The organism is Actinacidiphila cocklensis (assembly GCF_907177275.1).
In the GTDB taxonomy this organism is placed as follows: domain Bacteria; phylum Actinomycetota; class Actinomycetes; order Streptomycetales; family Streptomycetaceae; genus Actinacidiphila; species Actinacidiphila cocklensis.
Window position 1 is genome coordinate 55,571 of record NZ_CAJSLV010000081.1, and the last position, 15,048, is coordinate 70,618.

The 15,048-nt window shown below is 74.0% G+C and carries 17 protein-coding genes; 13 read left to right on the forward strand and 4 right to left on the reverse strand.

Features of this window, described 5'->3' with window-relative positions:
• The first annotated feature begins 27 nt into the window (after positions 1-27).
• The 3 genes from bioB (at position 28) to bioD (ending at position 3,341) form a co-directional block, all read left to right on the forward strand.
• Complete coding sequence (gene bioB, locus NFU81_RS29390) at positions 28-1,203, forward strand: biotin synthase BioB (RefSeq protein ID WP_251496326.1); 1,176 nt, start codon at positions 28-30, stop codon at positions 1,201-1,203.
• Positions 1,196-2,518, forward strand: a complete 1,323-nt coding sequence (locus NFU81_RS29395) for an adenosylmethionine--8-amino-7-oxononanoate transaminase (protein WP_251496328.1) — start codon at positions 1,196-1,198, stop codon at positions 2,516-2,518. The genes bioB and NFU81_RS29395 overlap by 8 nt, the downstream gene beginning before the upstream one ends.
• 91 nt (positions 2,519-2,609) lie before the next feature.
• A complete protein-coding gene (gene bioD, locus NFU81_RS29400; RefSeq protein ID WP_251496331.1) occupies positions 2,610-3,341 on the forward strand; it encodes a dethiobiotin synthase in 732 nt (243 codons plus the stop codon).
• Positions 3,342-3,374: 33 nt separating this feature from the next.
• Here bioD and NFU81_RS29405 read toward each other — a convergent pair whose 3' ends face one another.
• Both NFU81_RS29405 and NFU81_RS29410 read right to left on the reverse strand, forming a co-directional pair.
• On the reverse strand, positions 3,375-3,752 hold the full coding sequence (locus tag NFU81_RS29405; RefSeq protein WP_251496334.1) for a fic family toxin-antitoxin system, toxin component: 378 nt from the start codon (positions 3,750-3,752) through the stop codon (positions 3,375-3,377).
• Positions 3,749-3,988, reverse strand: coding sequence for an antitoxin (locus NFU81_RS29410; RefSeq protein ID WP_205048814.1), 240 nt, complete (start codon positions 3,986-3,988; stop codon positions 3,749-3,751). Before NFU81_RS29410 ends, NFU81_RS29405 begins: the two co-directional genes overlap by 4 nt.
• A gap of 123 nt (positions 3,989-4,111) precedes the next feature.
• On the opposite strand from NFU81_RS29410, the gene NFU81_RS29415 reads away from it, so the two are divergent.
• The 3 genes from NFU81_RS29415 to NFU81_RS29425 all read left to right on the forward strand — a co-directional run bounded on the left by NFU81_RS29415 (position 4,112) and on the right by NFU81_RS29425 (position 6,952).
• Positions 4,112-4,540 (forward strand): GNAT family N-acetyltransferase, encoded by a 429-nt coding sequence (locus tag NFU81_RS29415; RefSeq protein ID WP_251496337.1) that lies wholly within the window; start codon positions 4,112-4,114, stop codon positions 4,538-4,540.
• A gap of 70 nt (positions 4,541-4,610) precedes the next feature.
• The gene (locus NFU81_RS29420; RefSeq protein ID WP_251496340.1) at positions 4,611-5,942 is read left to right on the forward strand and encodes a hemolysin family protein; all 1,332 of its coding nucleotides are present in this window, start codon (positions 4,611-4,613) and stop codon (positions 5,940-5,942) included.
• Complete coding sequence (locus NFU81_RS29425) at positions 5,939-6,952, forward strand: hemolysin family protein (RefSeq protein WP_251496343.1); 1,014 nt, start codon at positions 5,939-5,941, stop codon at positions 6,950-6,952. Before NFU81_RS29420 ends, NFU81_RS29425 begins: the two co-directional genes overlap by 4 nt.
• A gap of 13 nt (positions 6,953-6,965) precedes the next feature.
• Here NFU81_RS29425 and NFU81_RS29430 read toward each other — a convergent pair whose 3' ends face one another.
• Positions 6,966-7,676, reverse strand: a complete 711-nt coding sequence (locus NFU81_RS29430; RefSeq protein ID WP_251496346.1) for an SDR family NAD(P)-dependent oxidoreductase — start codon at positions 7,674-7,676, stop codon at positions 6,966-6,968.
• A 103-nt stretch (positions 7,677-7,779) separates the two neighbouring features.
• Here NFU81_RS29430 and NFU81_RS29435 point away from each other — a divergent pair, with 103 nt between their 5' ends.
• The 6 genes from NFU81_RS29435 to NFU81_RS29460 all read left to right on the forward strand — a co-directional run bounded on the left by NFU81_RS29435 (position 7,780) and on the right by NFU81_RS29460 (position 13,282).
• Positions 7,780-8,607: a helix-turn-helix transcriptional regulator gene (locus NFU81_RS29435; protein WP_251496349.1), complete on the forward strand. Its 828-nt coding sequence runs from the start codon at positions 7,780-7,782 to the stop codon at positions 8,605-8,607.
• A 48-nt stretch (positions 8,608-8,655) separates the two neighbouring features.
• The gene (locus NFU81_RS29440; RefSeq protein WP_251496352.1) at positions 8,656-9,438 is read left to right on the forward strand and encodes an SGNH/GDSL hydrolase family protein; all 783 of its coding nucleotides are present in this window, start codon (positions 8,656-8,658) and stop codon (positions 9,436-9,438) included.
• Positions 9,439-9,463: 25 nt separating this feature from the next.
• Positions 9,464-9,769 carry a hypothetical protein gene (locus NFU81_RS29445; RefSeq protein ID WP_251496354.1) on the forward strand — a complete coding sequence of 102 codons (306 nt, stop codon included), beginning with the start codon at positions 9,464-9,466 and terminating at the stop codon, positions 9,767-9,769.
• A gap of 231 nt (positions 9,770-10,000) precedes the next feature.
• Positions 10,001-11,434, forward strand: coding sequence for an adenylosuccinate lyase (purB, locus tag NFU81_RS29450; RefSeq protein WP_251496357.1), 1,434 nt, complete (start codon positions 10,001-10,003; stop codon positions 11,432-11,434).
• Positions 11,431-11,985, forward strand: coding sequence for a G/U mismatch-specific DNA glycosylase (mug, locus tag NFU81_RS29455; RefSeq protein WP_251496809.1), 555 nt, complete (start codon positions 11,431-11,433; stop codon positions 11,983-11,985). Before purB ends, mug begins: the two co-directional genes overlap by 4 nt.
• Before the next feature lie 139 nt (positions 11,986-12,124).
• Positions 12,125-13,282, forward strand: coding sequence for an ROK family protein (locus NFU81_RS29460; protein WP_251496359.1), 1,158 nt, complete (start codon positions 12,125-12,127; stop codon positions 13,280-13,282).
• Between the two features lie 66 nt (positions 13,283-13,348).
• Here NFU81_RS29460 and NFU81_RS29465 read toward each other — a convergent pair whose 3' ends face one another.
• Positions 13,349-14,110 (reverse strand): GntR family transcriptional regulator, encoded by a 762-nt coding sequence (locus tag NFU81_RS29465; protein WP_251496362.1) that lies wholly within the window; start codon positions 14,108-14,110, stop codon positions 13,349-13,351.
• Positions 14,111-14,301: 191 nt separating this feature from the next.
• Between NFU81_RS29465 and NFU81_RS29470 the strand changes: the two genes are divergently transcribed.
• Complete coding sequence (locus NFU81_RS29470) at positions 14,302-15,048, forward strand: SDR family oxidoreductase (protein WP_251496365.1); 747 nt, start codon at positions 14,302-14,304, stop codon at positions 15,046-15,048.

Consider the following 15,048-nt stretch of genomic DNA (forward strand, 5'->3'; position numbering starts at 1 on the left):
GGCCGTCCGATACGCGAGGATCCCCCCATGGATCTGCTGACCGCACTGGTGGACAAGGGGCTGCGACGCGAGCTGCCCAGCCGTGAAGAGGCGCTGGCCGTGCTGGCGACCTCCGACGATGACCTGCTGGATGTGGTGGCCGCTGCGGGGCGCGTGCGCCGCCAGTGGTTCGGCCACAGGGTGAAGCTGAACTACCTGGTCAACCTCAAGTCCGGGCTGTGTCCCGAGGACTGCTCGTACTGCTCGCAGCGGCTCGGCTCGCAGGCCGGGATTCTGAAGTACACCTGGCTCAAGCCCGAGGAGGCCGCCGCCGCGGCGAGCGCGGGGGTGGCCGGCGGTGCCAAGCGGGTCTGCCTGGTGGCCAGCGGGCGCGGCCCGACCGACCGGGACGTGGACCGGGTCTCGCAGACCATCGCGGCGATCAAGGACCAGAACGAGGACGTCGAGGTGTGCGCCTGCCTGGGCCTGCTGTCCGGCGGCCAGGCCGACCGGCTGCGGGCCGCGGGCGCGGACGCGTACAACCACAACCTGAACACCTCGGAGGGGACCTACGGGTCCATCACGACCACCCACACGTACGCCGATCGGGTGGATACCGTGCAGCAGGCCCAGGCGGCCGGGCTCTCGGCGTGCTCGGGGCTGATCGCGGGCATGGGCGAGAGCGACGAGGACCTGGTCGACGTGGTGTTCGGGCTGCGCGAGCTGGACCCGGACTCGGTGCCGGTGAACTTCCTGATCCCCTTCGAGGGCACCCCGCTGGCCGAGCAGTGGAACCTGACCCCGCAGCGGTGCCTGCGCATCCTGGCGATGGTCAGGTTCGTCTGCCCGGACGTGGAGGTGCGGCTGGCCGGCGGGCGCGAGGTGCACCTGCGCACGATGCAGCCGCTGGCACTGCACCTGGCCAACTCGATCTTCCTGGGCGACTACCTGACCAGCGAGGGCCAGGCGGGCCAGGCCGACCTCGACATGATCGCGGACGCGGGCTTCGAGGTGGAGGGCGCGGACACCGTGACGCTGCCCGAGCACCGTTCGGCCGGTGTGTGCGGTACGCACGAGGCCGGTTGCGGGAGCGGCGGCTGCGGCGAGGGCGACGCGGGCGGCTGCCACGACACCGCCGCGGAGCCCGCCGTGCCGGCCGCGCGGACGGATCTGGTGGCGGTACGCCGCCGCGGCGCGGGGACGGATCTGCCGCCCAATGCCTGAGCACTACCCGGCGCTTTCCCCGCTGCCGCCCGAGGCGCTGCTCAACCTCGACCGGCAGCACGTCTGGCATCCCTACGGCCCGATGCCCGGTCGCCAGGAGCCGCTGGTCGTCGCCTCGGCGTCGGGCGTGCGGCTGCGGCTGGCCGCGCCCGCACACGGGCGCAGCGAGCTGGTCGACGGGATGTCGTCGTGGTGGTCGGCGATCCACGGCTACCGCCACCCGGTGCTGGACGCGGCGGTGCGCGACCAGCTGGGCCGGATGAGCCATGTGATGTTCGGCGGGCTGACGCACGAGCCGGCGGTACGGCTGGCGGCGCGGCTGGTGGAGATCACGCCGGAGCCGCTGCAGCACGTCTTCCTCGCGGACTCCGGTTCGGTGTCGGTCGAGGTCGCGGTCAAGATGTGCCTGCAGTACTGGCGTTCGCTGGGCCGGCCGGCCAAGCGGCGGCTGCTGACCTGGCGCGGCGGCTACCACGGCGACACCTGGCAGCCGATGTCGGTGTGCGACCCCGAGGGCGGCATGCACCAGCTGTGGTCGGGGGTGCTGCCCGAGCAGGTCTTCGCCGACGCGCCGCCGCCCGGCTTCGACGCCGAGCCGGACCCGGGGTACGCGGAGCATCTGCGGGAGCTGATCGGCCGCCACGCCGCCGAGCTGGCGGCGGTGATCGTGGAGCCGGTGGTGCAGGGCGCGGGCGGGATGGCCTTCCACTCCCCCGGCTACCTGCGGGTGCTGCGGGAGGCCTGCGACGAGCACGACGTGCTGCTGGTCTTCGACGAGATCGCCACCGGCTTCGGGCGTACCGGCGAGCTGTTCGCGGCCGGGCACGCCGGGGTCAGCCCGGATGTGATGTGCGTGGGCAAGGCGCTGACGGGCGGGTATCTGACGATGGCGGCGGCGCTGTGCACCGGCCGGGTCGCCGAGGGGATCTCCCGCGGCGAGGTGCCGGTGCTGGCGCACGGCCCGACGTTCATGGGCAACCCGCTGGCCGCGGCCGTCGCCAACGCCTCGCTCGACGTGCTGCTCGGCCAGGACTGGGCGCAGCAGGTCAAGCGGATCGAGGCGGGCCTGCGGGACGGCCTGGCGGAGGTCGCCGGGCTGCCGGGGGTGCGCGACGTGCGGGTGCTGGGCGCGATCGGGGTGGTCCAGCTCGACCACCCGGTGGACATGGCGGCGGCGACCGCGGCCGCGGTACGGGCCGGGGTGTGGCTGCGGCCCTTCCGCGACCTGGTCTACACGATGCCGCCGTATGTGACCGCGGACGAGGACGTGGCGCGGATCTGCGCGGGCGTCAGGGATGCCGCGCTGGCGGCGTGAGCGCGGCACGGTTGGGCAGGGTTCCCGGGGCGCCGTGCGCGGCGGCCAGGGCAGGGGGGCAGGCACGACGACGAGGAACGGAGCGACACCCATGGCCATCGTGGTCATCACCGGTACGGGCACCGAGGTCGGCAAGACGATGGCGACCGCCGCGGTGGCTGCCGCGTCCCTGGCGCAGGGGCTGAGCGTGGCGGTGCTCAAGCCCGCGCAGACCGGGGTCGCCGAGGGCGAGCCGGGGGACGCGGCCGAGGTGGCGCGGCTGGCGGGTGCGGTGACGGCGGTGGAGCTGGCCCGCTACCCCGAGCCGCTGGCGCCGGCCACCGCGGCCGCGCGGTCCGGGCTGCCCGCCGTGGGTCCCGACGAGATCGCCGAGGCCGCCGCGAAGCTCGCCGCGGTCCACGACGTGGTGCTGGTGGAGGGCGCGGGCGGGCTGCTGGTGCGCTACGACGCGCAGGGCTCGACGCTGGCGGACGCGGCCGCGATGCTGCGGGCCAGGGTGCTGCTGGTGGCGCAGCCGGGGCTCGGCACGCTCAACGCGTCGGCGCTGACCGCCGAGGCGCTGAGCAGCCGGAAACTCAGCTGCGCCGGGGTGATCTTCGGCAGCTGGCGCGGCGACCCGGACCTGGCCGAGTGCTGCAACGTCACCGACCTGCCCGCGGTCGTGGGAGCGCCGCTGCTGGGCGCGCTGCCCCAGTCGGTGGCGGGCCTGTCCCCCACCGCCTTCCGGACCGCGGCGCCGGACTGGCTGGCGCCGCAACTGGGCGGCACCTGGGACGCGGAGGCCTTCACGCAGGCGTACGCACCGCCGGCGTACAAGCACTAGAGCCGGACCGCGCGGGTCGGCGGGGGCCGCGGGTCAGACGGTGACGGTCCAGGCGCGCAGCTCGTCTGCGATGCGGTGGACGCTCACCGAACCGTCCTTCACCAGCCGGGCCAGGTCGCGGACCTGTTCCGGTGTGGTGGTGACGTGCAGCCCGCCGGCGACCAGGTAGGCGTAGGCGACGGCGGCGGCGAAGAGCGCGTTGGAGCGTTCCAGGGCGGGGATGTGCAGCAGCAGCTGGAGCAGGGCCGCGGCCCGGGTGTGGTCGTCGGGGTAGACGGGCAGGCCGAATATCTCGGCGTCGTGCCGGCCGACCGCGGCCACCAGCGCACCCCAGTCGGTGACCTGGGGGTCGCCGGGGGTGTTGTGCTCGGCGACCATGAGCAGCCAGGCCAGGTCGATGCGCAGGCTCAACGGGTGCCTTCACCCCGGTTTTCCTCGCGGGTGCCGAATTCCTCGGCGAAGACCTCCTCGTACTGGCGCATGAAGTCGGCGGCTGCCTGCACGAAGGCCCGGCCGTTCTCGCCCTCGTCCCGCTGGACCAGTTCCTCGATGTAGCGGTTCACACTGATGCCGCGCTGCGAGGCGCGTTCCCGCGCGGTCTCGGCGGTGGCTTCGTCCACCCGCACGTTCAACTGGGTCTTGGCCATGAAACCAAGCTAGCGCTGATCCGCTAGTAGCGGCAAGGGTGCCGGTCGGACGTACGGCGGCCGGCCGTCTCGTATCGCGGAATTACGGGCTCCGGGCAGCGGGCCGGTGGTGGGATGGCGGGCATGACCGCTCCACGTATCAGGGCCGCGGGCGCCGCCGACGCCGCGACCGTCCTGGCCTTCTGGCGGGTGGCCGCCGAGGGCACCAGCATCAGCGACGACGAGGCCGGCTTCGCCCGGTTGGTCGGCACCGACTCGGGCGCGCTGCTGCTCGCCGAGCGGGACGGCGTGCTGGTGGGCACGGTGATCGCCGGTTTCGACGGCTGGCGGTGCCACCTGTACCGGCTGGCCGTGCATCCCGACGCCCGCCGCCAGGGCGTCGCGCGGGTGCTGCTGGACGCGGCGGAGGAGCGGTTCGCCGCGCTGGGCGGGCGACGCGGCGACGCGATGGTGCTGGAGCGCAACGAGAGCGCCCACCACGCCTGGCGGGCCGCGGGCTACGCCCCCGAGCCGCACTGGCGGCGCTGGACGAAGCCGCTGCGCCGCGCCTGACGGGGCGTCGCGCGCTGCAGGCGGGGTGCGGGCGGGCGGCGGCTGACCGATCATGGGACCGAGGTGTCCGATGACCGAAGCGCTGCTCCTGCTCGTGGCCCTGCTCCTGAGTCTCGCCTGCGGTGTCTTCGTCGCGGCGGAGTTCTCGCTGACCACCATCGAGCGCGGCGAGCTGGAGCGGGCGGTGCAGCGCGGTGAGCGGGGCGCGGCCGCGGCACTGGCAGGGGTGCGGTCGCTGATGGTGCAGCTGTCGGGGGCGCAGCTGGGCATCACGGTGACCGGGCTGGTCATCGGCATGCTGGCCCGCGGTTCGATCGCCGAGCTGCTGCGCGGGCCGCTGCGCTCGGCCGGGGTACCGGGCTCCACGGCGTCGTCGCTGGCACTGGTGCTGGGCACGGCGCTGTCCACGGTCGTGCTGATGGTGGTGGGCGAGCTGGTGCCGAAGAACTGGGCGATCTCCCGGCCGCTGCCGGTCGTCAAGGCCGTCGCGGCGCCGCAGCGCGCCTTCACCACGGCGTTCGGGCCGCTGATCCACCATCTGAACAACACCGCCAACCGGGTGCTGCGCCGGATGGGCCTCGAACCGGCCGAGGAGCTGGCGTCGGCCCGCGGCCCGCAGGAGCTGGGGGCGCTGGCCCGGCACTCGGCGAAGGCCGGGGCGCTGGAGCCGGACACCGCGGAGCTGTTCGTCAGGACGCTGAGCCTGGCCGACCTGACCGCGGAGAACGTGATGACGCCGCGGGTCCAGGTCACCGCGCTGGAGGCACAGGCGACCGCCGCGGACGTCGCGAACGCCACCCGGGCGACCGGCCTGTCCCGCTTCCCTGTCTACCGCGGCACCCTCGACGCGGTGATCGGCACGGTGCACATCAAGGACGTCCTGGCGGTGCCGGCCGGCCGCAGGCCGCGCACGCAGGTCACCGAGCTGCTGCGGGACGCCCTGCTGGTGCCCGAGTCGCTGACCGTGGACCGGCTGCTGGACCGGTTGTCGGAGTCCCGTTCGATGGCGGTGGTCATCGACGAGTACGGCGGTACGGCCGGTGTGGCGACGGTGGAGGACATCGTCGAGGAGGTGGTCGGCGAGGTCACCGACGAGCACGACCCGCAGCAGCTGCCCGACCTGCTCTTCGTCCGCGAGGAGGCGGACGGCCGGCGGGTCTACGACGCGGACGGCGCGACCCGTACCGAGGACCAGCTGCGGCGGATCGGCCTGCAGGTGCCGGACGGGCCGTACGAGACGCTGGCCGGCCTGGTCGCGGCGCGGCTCGGCCGCATCCCGGTACGCGGAGACGCCGTACGGCTCGCGGGCTGGCTGATCGAGGTCGTGGACGACGCGGGGCACCGGGCGGCACGGGTGCGGCTGGTGTCGCCGCCGGACGGGCGGCAGGGGCCGTACGTATGACCGTGGTCCAGCTGGTCGTCGGGCTGCTCACCCTGGTGGTGAACGCCTTCTTCGTCGGCGCCGAGTTCGCGATGATCTCGGTGCGGCGCGGCCAGGTCGAGTCGGGCGCCGAGGCGGGCGACAAGCGGGCGGGCAGGGTGCTGTGGGGCCTGGAGCACCTGGCGCCGCTGCTGGCCGCCGCCCAGCTGGGCATCACCGCATGCACCCTGGTGCTCGGCATCGTCGCCGAGCCGGCCATCGCGCATCTGCTGGAGCCGGTGCTGCACGGCGCGGGGGTGCCGGACGGCGCGATCCACGTGATCGCCTTCGTGGTGTCGCTGGCGCTGGCGACGTATCTGCACATGCTGTTCGGCGAGATGGTGCCGAAGAACATCGCGCTGGCCGACCCGGTGCGCTCCGCGCTGCTGCTCGGGCCGCCGCTGGTGGCCTTCACCCGGGCGTTGCGGCCGGTGATCTTCGGGATCAACGCGCTGGCCAACGGGCTGCTGCGGCTGCTGCACGTGGAGCCGCGCACCGAGGTGGCGGCGGTCTTCTCCGACGACGAGCTGGCCCGGATGGTGGGGGACGCGGGGGCGGCGGGGCTGCTGGACGAGCGGGCCACCGAGCGGCTGCGGGACGCGCTGGAGCTGGGCCGCCGCCCGGTCGGCGAGATCGTGCTGCCGGCCGACCGGGTGGTGCGCGCCCCGCTCGGCATCACCCCCGAGGGGCTGGAGGCGCTGGCGGCGCGCTCGGGCTTCTCGCGCTTCCCGGTGGCCGACGGCGACGGCCGGGTGCTGGGCTACCTGCACGTGAAGGACGCGCTGGACGCCGAGCCGCGGGAGGCCGCCTTCCCCCGGGCCGCGCTGCGCCCCATCACCCGGGTCGGCGCCGCGACCCCGCTCGACGACGTCCTGACCGCGATGCGCGCCGCGAGCGCGCACCTGGCGGCGGTGGTGGACGAGGAGGGCCGCGGGGTCGGCCTGGTCACGATGGAGGACGTGCTCAAGCAGCTGGTCGGCCCCGGCATCTAGGGCCTGTCCGCGGTCACCAGGGCAGGGTGCCCTCGGCGGTGACGTAGCCGCCGGTGGGTCCGTCGGGACCGAGCCGGGCCATCCGCACGATGATCTCGGCGCCCTGCTCGACGGTCTGGACGCCGGTGTTGCCGTTCAGGTCGGTCCTGGTGAAGCCGGGCTCGACCGCGTTGACCCGGAAGCCGGGGAAGGCCTTGGCGTACTGCACGGTGAGCATGTTGACCGCGGTCTTGGACGCCGGGTAGGCCACGCCCGGGTAGTCGTACGCGTGGGTGCCGGGCGCGGAGAGCGTCGCGAGGGAGGCCAGGCCGCTGCTGACGTTGACCACCACGGGCGCGGCGGAGCGCCGCAGCAGCGGCAGGAAGGCGTGCGTCACGCGGACCGTGCCGAAGACGTTCGTCTCGAACGTGGCGCGCATGATGTCGGCGGTCAGGTCGGCGGCTCCGACGACGGTGCCGTCCCGGTCCATCTCGTGCTGGACGCCGGCGTTGTTCACCAGGACGTCCAGGCCGCCGTCCGCCTCGACCGCCTTCACCGCGGCCGCGACGGACGCGTCATCGGTGACGTCGAGCCGGACGGCCCGCGCGCCCAGCCGCTCGGCGGCCAGCCTGCCGCGTTCGGCGTCCCTGCTGCCGATCCAGACGGTGTGGCCCGCGGCGACGAGCCGGCGGGCGGTCTCGTACCCGAGGCCCTTGTTCGCTCCGGTGATCAGTGTCGTTGTCATGCCTCCAGGGTGCGGCGGCGGTGCCCTGGCGGCCATGCCCCTGGGCTTCCTGGGACCGGCAGTACCAGGACGTCCGTGCTGCCGCGGTGCGAGAGTGGGTGTCATGGCGACCACGGAATTCGGGCATCTGCTGCGGCGCTGGCGCGACCGGGTGTCCCCCGAGACGGCCGGGCTGACGGTCGGCGGCCACCGGCGCGCGGCGGGGCTGCGACGCGAGGAACTGGCGCTGCTCGCCGGGATCTCGGTCGACTACATCACCCGGCTGGAACAGGGCCGGTCCGCGAACCCCTCCGAGCAGGTCGTGGAGGCGCTGGGGCGGGCGCTGCGGCTGTCGGGAGGCGAGCGCGAGCAGCTCTTCCACGCCGCCGGGCTCGTGCCGCCGGGCCGCGGCACGGTGCCGGCGTTCATCCCGGCGAGCGTGCAGCGGCTGCTCGACCGGCTGTCGGGGACGCCGGTCGCGGTCTCCGACGCGTCCTGGACGCTGCTGCTGGCCAACCCGCTGTGGACGGCGCTGATGGGCGAGCTCCACGGCAAGGAGCGCAACGCGGTGTGGCGCACCTTCCTCGGCTCGACCGCACGTACGGTGCACACACCCGAGTCGCTGGCCTCGCTGCACGTCTCGCAGGTCGCCGGGCTGCGGGCGACCGCCGCCCGCTATCCGGCCGACCAGCGGCTGCGCCGGCTGATCGCGGAGCTGCGGGCCGGCAGCGAGCACTTCGCGCAGCTGTGGGAGTCCCGCGCGGTGGACGAGCACGACGGGTCGCACAAGACCATCGACCACCCCCAGCTGGGCCTGCTGACCCTGGACTGCGACCTGCTCAGCGTCGCGGGCAGCGATCTGCGGATCATGGTCTACACCGCGGAGCCCGGCACCGAGGACGCCGAACGCCTCGCGCTGCTCGGCGTGCTCGGCACCCAGACGATCGGCTGACCGGTGCGCGCCCGGCGGGCGCGGGGCTGCGGCTAGGATCTTCTGGCGATGGAGAACGATCTCACCTACACCAGTTTCGTCGCCGTCGGCGACTCCTTCACCGAAGGCATGTCGGACCTGCTGCCCGACGGCAGCTACCGCGGATGGGCCGACCTGCTCGCCGCACGGCTGGCCGCCCTGCCGCGCCCCGCGGACGAGGGCTTCCGGTACGCGAACCTCGCCGTGCGCGGCAAGCTGATCCGGCAGATCGCCGACGACCAGGTGGACACCGCGGCCGCCATGGGCGCGGACCTGGTCACGCTGGTCGGCGGGCTCAACGACGTGCTGCGGCCCGGCTGCGACGTGGACGTGGTGTGCGGGCACCTGGAGAGCGCGGTGGAGCGGCTCGCGCCGTCCTGCCGGCAGCTGGTGCTGATGCGCAGCCCGGCCCGCCGCGGCCCGGTCGCCACCCGGTTCCTGCCGCGCATGGAGCAGCTGTTCGCGTTCGTCGACGACCTGGCGGCCCGGCACGGCGCGGTCGTCGTCGACCTCTACGGCGCCGAGGTGCTCGGCGACCAGCGGATGTGGGCCGACGACCGGCTGCACCTGACCGCGGAGGGGCACGAGCGGGTCGCCGAGGCCGTCTGGCAGGCGCTCGGCCTGCCCGCGCAGGCCGACTGGACGCTCTCGCTGCCGCCCGCGGTACGCCCGGGCTGGGCCACCCGGCGCGGCGCCGACCTGCGCTTCACCCGCCGCCACCTGCTGCCGTGGATCGGCCGCCGGCTGACCGGCCGCTCCTCGGGCGACGGCCGCGCACCCAAACGTCCGGCACTGGAGCCGTATCTGGAGTGATCCCACGGTGACTCACCGGCCGCCGATGCGCGGGCTGATTGCCCGCCGCATGGTGCTGAAAGCCCAAGAGCCGGAGAGCTATCGTTCCAGCATGCGATGTGGGATATGCGGTTCCGAGCGTTTGAGCCCCGTCGGGAAGCTGGTCTCCGGGGTGCAGGTGAAGGACCGGCTGCGGCTCAGGTTCGCCCGTCCGGGCATCTTCAGGCGTCGGCAGACAGTTGAAGCCGACATCGCGCGTGCCTGCCTCGACTGCGGGGCCTTGTACCCCTTCCTCAGCGCGTTCGACCGGCAGCGGCTTGGAGCCATCGTGGACGGCCTGACTGACGTGTGAGGGCGCAGGCGAAAGCGCCGCTGGGCGCCGACCATGCACAGCGCGGCCAGCGGGAGTGAGCGCCTCCCCTTTCTGGTCATTCCTCGGGCGACGGCCGCCCCGCCAAGCGCCCGCAGCTGCTGCCGTACGCGCCCGAGCCGGTGCCCGACGAGGCCCGCGGCTGACGGGGCCGCCGCCCGGCGGCCCGCCGCGGGACCGGCCGCACCGCCGCGACCAGTAGAATCTGCACACGTGACAGCCAAGCCGCGTATCCCGAACGTCCTCGCCGGCCGCTATGCCTCCACGGAGCTGGCCGCCCTGTGGTCCCCCGAGCAGAAGGTGGTGCTGGAACGCCGGCTGTGGCTGGCGGTGCTGCGGGCGCAGAAGGACCTCGGGATCGAGGTGCCGGAGCAGGCCGTGGCCGACTACGAGCGGGTGCTCGAACAGGTCGACCTGGCTTCGATCGCCGAGCGCGAGAAGGTCACCCGGCACGACGTGAAGGCCAGGATCGAGGAGTTCAACGCCCTCGCCGGGCACGAGCAGATCCACAAGGGCATGACGTCCCGCGACCTGACCGAGAACGTCGAGCAGCTGCAGATCCGGCTGTCCCTCGACCACGTGCGGGACCGCACGGTGGCGGTGCTGGCCCGGCTCGGGCAGCTGGCGGGGCAGTACGCCGAGCTGGTGATGGCGGGGCGCTCGCACAACGTCGCGGCGCAGGCCACCACCTTGGGCAAGCGGTTCGCGACCGCGGCGGACGAGCTGCTGGTCGCCTACGAGCGGGTCGAGGACCTGCTGGGCCGCTACCCGCTGCGCGGCATCAAGGGCCCGGTCGGCACCGCGCAGGACATGCTGGACCTGCTGGGCGGCGACAGCGCCAAGCTCGCGGAGCTGGAGCAGCGGATCGCCGCGCACCTGGGCTTCTCGCGGGCCTTCACCTCGGTCGGCCAGGTCTATCCGCGCTCGCTGGACTACGACGTGGTGACCGCGCTGGTGCAGCTGGCGGCGGCGCCGTCGTCGCTGGCGAAGACCATCCGGCTGATGGCCGGGCACGAGCTGGTCACCGAGGGCTTCAAGCCGGGCCAGGTCGGCTCGTCCGCGATGCCGCACAAGATGAACACCCGGTCCTGCGAGCGGGTCAACGGGCTGATGGTGATCCTGCGCGGCTACGCCTCGATGACCGGCGAGCTGTCCGGCGACCAGTGGAACGAGGGCGACGTGTCGTGCTCGGTGGTGCGCAGGGTCGCGCTGCCCGACGCCTTCTTCGCCTTCGACGGGCTGCTTGAGACGTTCCTGACGGTGCTGGACGAGTTCGGCGCCTTCCCCGCGGTCGTCGCCCGCGAGCTGGACCGCTACCTGCCGTTCCTGGCGACGACGAAGGTGCTGATGGGCGCGGTGCGCGCCGGGGTCGGCCGGGAGATCGCCCACGAGGCGATCAAGGAGAACGCGGTGGCGTCCGCGCTGGCGATGCGCGAGCAGGGCACCGAGCGCAACGAGCTGCTCGACCGGCTCGCGGCCGACGAGCGCATCCCGCTGGACCGTGCGCAGCTGGACGCGCTGATGGCCGACCGGCTGTCCTTCACCGGTGCCGCGGCCGGCCAGGTGGCCGAGGTGGTGCGGCGGATCGAGGACGTCGTCAAGGCGCACCCGCAGGCGGCCGCGTACCGCCCCGGGGCGATCCTCTGACACCGGAGCAGCTCGCCGCGGCCCGCGACCGTACGCTCGACGACCTGCTCGCGGGCGGGCTGCGGGTGCTGTTCTGCGGGATCAACCCCGGGCTCATGTCGGCCTGGACCGGCCACCACTTCGCGCGTCCCGGCAACCGGTTCTGGCCGGCGCTGCACGCCTCGGGCTTCACCCCGCGGCGCTTCGCGCCGGCCGAGCAGGCGCAGCTGCTGGGGCTTGGGCTCGGGGTGACGAACGTGGCGGCGCGGGCCACCGCCAGGGCCGACGAGCTGAGCACCGAGGAGCTGGTCGAGGGCGGCAGGCTGCTGGCGGCGAAGGTCGCCGAGCACCGTCCCGCGTGGCTCGCTGTGCTCGGCGTGACCGCCTATCGGGTCGCCTTCGCCGACCGGCACGCGCAGGTCGGCCCGCAGCCGCGCGCCCTCGGCGCGACCAGGATCTGGGCGCTGCCCAGCCCCAGCGGGCTGAACGCGCACTGGACGCCCGCGGCGCTGGCCGAGGAGTTCGCCCGGCTGCGTACGGCCGCCTTCGACCTGCCGGAACAGGCTGGCTGACGGGCCGTCAGCACGGGCCGTGCGGGCCGGCCGGCGGGACCGGCGGCGATGCCGCACAAACGTAACGGGACCGCACTCGCCGCGAGGCCCCTGGCCGGGTACGATCCGCCACACACAGGCACAGTCTGGGAGGACATACGTGGGGCGACTCACCGGCGGGGACCCGTCCCTGCTCAGGCGGATCAACTCCGCGGTCGTCCTGGATGCCCTGCGCGGGGCGCAGACCCCCACCCTCACCGAGCTGGTCCACAGCACCGGCCTGTCCCGGCCCACCGTCGAGGGCGTCATCGAGGGGCTGACCGAGTCCGACCTGGTGGTGGAGGTCGGCCCCGAGGCCGGCGACGCGCGCAAGCAGGGCAGGCCCGCCCGGCGGTTCCGCTTCCACGCGGAGGCCGGGCACCTGCTCGGAATCGAGATCGGCGCGCACCAGGTGCGGGTGGTGCTGTCCGACCTCAGCGGCCAGGTACTGGGCTCGCACGGCCGCGACGTGGACGAGGCGGCCTCCGCGGACGACCGGCTCGAACGGGTCCGCGGCACGGTCGCGGAGCTGCTGCGCAAGGCCGGGGTGGCGCGCAGCACGCTGTGGGCGGTCGGTGTGGGCAGCCCCGGCATCGTGGAGGCGCACGGCGAGGTGCGGCTGAGCACGGCGCTGCCCGGCTGGACCGGGCTGCCGCTGGGCGAGCGGCTTCAGCGTTCCTTCCGATGTCCGGTGCTGGTGGAGAACGACGCGAACGTCGCCGCGGTCGCCGAGCACTGGAAGGGCGTCGCGGTCGGCACCGACGACGTGGTCTTCGTCCTGGCCGGGCTCAGCCCGGGGGCCGGCTCGCTGATCGGCGGGCGGCTGCACCGCGGCTTCGGCGGCGCCGCAGGCGAGATCGGCGCGCTGCACCTGCTGGGCCGCGACGTCACCCCCGAACATCTGCTGTCCACCACGGGCGAGCCGCTGCACCCGCTGGACGAGCCCGCCGTGGAGCGGGTCTTCGCGCTGGCCAAGCAGGGTGACGTGCAGGCCAAGGACGCCGTGGAGCGCTTCCTGCGGCGGCTGGTGCACGACGTGGCCGCGCTGGTGCTGGCGATCGATCCCGAGCTGGTGGTGATCGGCGGCTGGGCCGCGGGCCTCGACGGTGTGCTGGAGCCGCTGCAGGCCGAGCTGGCCCGCTACTGCCTGCGGGCGCCGAAGGTGACGCTGTCCGCGCTGGGCCAGGAGGCCATCGCCACCGGGGCGCTGCGGCTGGCGCTGGACCATGTCGAGGAGCAGCTCTTCGCGGTGGAGCAGACGTCGATGCAGCGGCGCTGACGGCGCTGCGGACAAGGCCCGCCCCGGTCGCCGGGGCGGGCCTTGCCGCGTGAGCGGGCTGCCGGGTCAGGAGGCCTGGCGGGTGTCCTGCTGGTGGTGGGTGACCTCGAACGCGCCGGCGTCGCCGAAGGTCAGCCGGCAGGTGTCGGCGCGGTAGGTGGAGACCGACGCGGCGGCCACCCGCCCGCCGGTGTAGTAGCGCGAGGTGACGACCAGCACGGGCGCCCCGGGCAGCCGGTCCAGCTGCTTGGCGTCGTCGGCGCGGGCCGAGCCCAGCTCGACGGCGCGGTCCTCGCCCTCCAGCTCCAGGGCGTGCAGCTCGCGCAGCACGGCGGGCGCGTGGGCGGCGGGCGACAGGTCGCCCGGCAGGCCGGGTACGGACGCCGGCGGTACGTACAGCAGCTCGGCGGCGACCGGCTGGCCGCGCATCACCCGCACCCGGCGGATGGTGTGCACGGCCTGGTCGCGGCCGGTGCCGAGCAGGGCGGCGATCGCGGCGGGCGCGACGGCCTCGACGCAGCCGACGGTCTCCCAGGAGTCGCGGCCGGCACCGGGCCAGGCGTTGGCCGACGGGCCGACCGACACGCCCATGCGCGGCGGGGCCACCGTGGTGCCGACACCGCGGCGGCGCTGCAGCCGGCCTTCGAGCTCCAGCTGTTCGAGCGCCTGGCGGAGCGTCGCCCGCGCGACACCGAAGCGGGCGGCGAGGTCCCGCTCGTTCGGCAGGATCTCACCGACCTCGAACTCCGAGTCGAGGGCGTCGTTCAGCACGGTCTTGAGGTGCCAGTACTTCGGCTCAGGCACCGATTCGAGCTGCGTGGTCCCCACCCTGTCCTCGCAATCAGCTCAAGGCTTGTTCAGCCTTGTTTCCTAACCAGTCTTTATTAAAGGTCCTTGCACTACTAGGGACGATAGAGCCGGGCGCCGAGCTTGGTCAAGACCAATGCGGTAGCGTGCGTGATCATCGAGCTGCCGCGCACGGGGACGGCGGCAGCCAGTGCACGAAAGGCGGAAGGTCGATGGGCGAGGTCACGCTGGTCACCGGCGGGAGCCGCGGTATCGGGGCGGCGGTGGCCGTACGCCTGGCGGCCGCGGGGCACCGCGTCGGCATCGGCTACGAGCGCGCCAAGGACGCGGCCGAGGACGTCGCCCGGCGCATCCGCGAAGAGGGCGGCGAGTGCCTGCTCTTCCAGGTCGACACCAGCGACGCGGGCCAGGTCGACGCGTTCTTCGACGCGGTCAAGGAGGACCTGGGGCCGGTCACCGGGCTGGTGAACAACGCCGGGATCACCGGTCCGCTCGGCCGCTTCACCGAGACGCCGGTCGAGGTGATGCGCCGGGTGGTGGACGTCAACCTGATGGGCGCCCTGCTGTGCGCCCGGCGCGCGGCGCTGGAGATGTCCACCCGCTACGGCGGCGACGGCGGCGCGATCGTGAACATCTCCTCGGGCGGCGCCACGTTGGGCAGCCCCGGCGAGTACGTGCACTACGCGGCGAGCAAGTCCGCGGTGGACGCGCTGACCGTGGGGCTGTCCAAGGAGCTGGGTCCCGACGGGGTGCGGGTCAACTCGGTGCAGCCGGGGATGGTGGTCACCGACATCCACGCCGCGATGGGCGACCCGCAGCGGCCGTGGCGCAACCCCGAGCGGGTGCCGATGCGGCGCCCCGGCCAGCCCGAGGAGATCGCGGGCGCGGTGGCCTGGCTGCTGTCGCCCGAGGCGTCGTACACCACCGGCGCGGTGCTGCGGATCGCCGGCGGCCTCTAG

Coding starts and splice junctions, on each gene's coding strand:
- bioB (WP_251496326.1), top strand. CDS start 28: ATGGATCTGCTGACCGCACTGGTGGACAAGGGGCTGCGACGCGAGCTG.
- NFU81_RS29395 (WP_251496328.1), top strand. CDS start 1,196: ATGCCTGAGCACTACCCGGCGCTTTCCCCGCTGCCGCCCGAGGCGCTG.
- bioD (WP_251496331.1), top strand. CDS start 2,610: ATGGCCATCGTGGTCATCACCGGTACGGGCACCGAGGTCGGCAAGACG.
- NFU81_RS29410 (WP_205048814.1), bottom strand. CDS start 3,988: ATGGCCAAGACCCAGTTGAACGTGCGGGTGGACGAAGCCACCGCCGAG.
- NFU81_RS29415 (WP_251496337.1), top strand. CDS start 4,112: ATGACCGCTCCACGTATCAGGGCCGCGGGCGCCGCCGACGCCGCGACC.
- NFU81_RS29420 (WP_251496340.1), top strand. CDS start 4,611: ATGACCGAAGCGCTGCTCCTGCTCGTGGCCCTGCTCCTGAGTCTCGCC.
- NFU81_RS29425 (WP_251496343.1), top strand. CDS start 5,939: ATGACCGTGGTCCAGCTGGTCGTCGGGCTGCTCACCCTGGTGGTGAAC.
- NFU81_RS29430 (WP_251496346.1), bottom strand. CDS start 7,676: ATGACAACGACACTGATCACCGGAGCGAACAAGGGCCTCGGGTACGAG.
- NFU81_RS29435 (WP_251496349.1), top strand. CDS start 7,780: ATGGCGACCACGGAATTCGGGCATCTGCTGCGGCGCTGGCGCGACCGG.
- NFU81_RS29440 (WP_251496352.1), top strand. CDS start 8,656: ATGGAGAACGATCTCACCTACACCAGTTTCGTCGCCGTCGGCGACTCC.
- NFU81_RS29445 (WP_251496354.1), top strand. CDS start 9,464: ATGCGCGGGCTGATTGCCCGCCGCATGGTGCTGAAAGCCCAAGAGCCG.
- NFU81_RS29470 (WP_251496365.1), top strand. CDS start 14,302: ATGGGCGAGGTCACGCTGGTCACCGGCGGGAGCCGCGGTATCGGGGCG.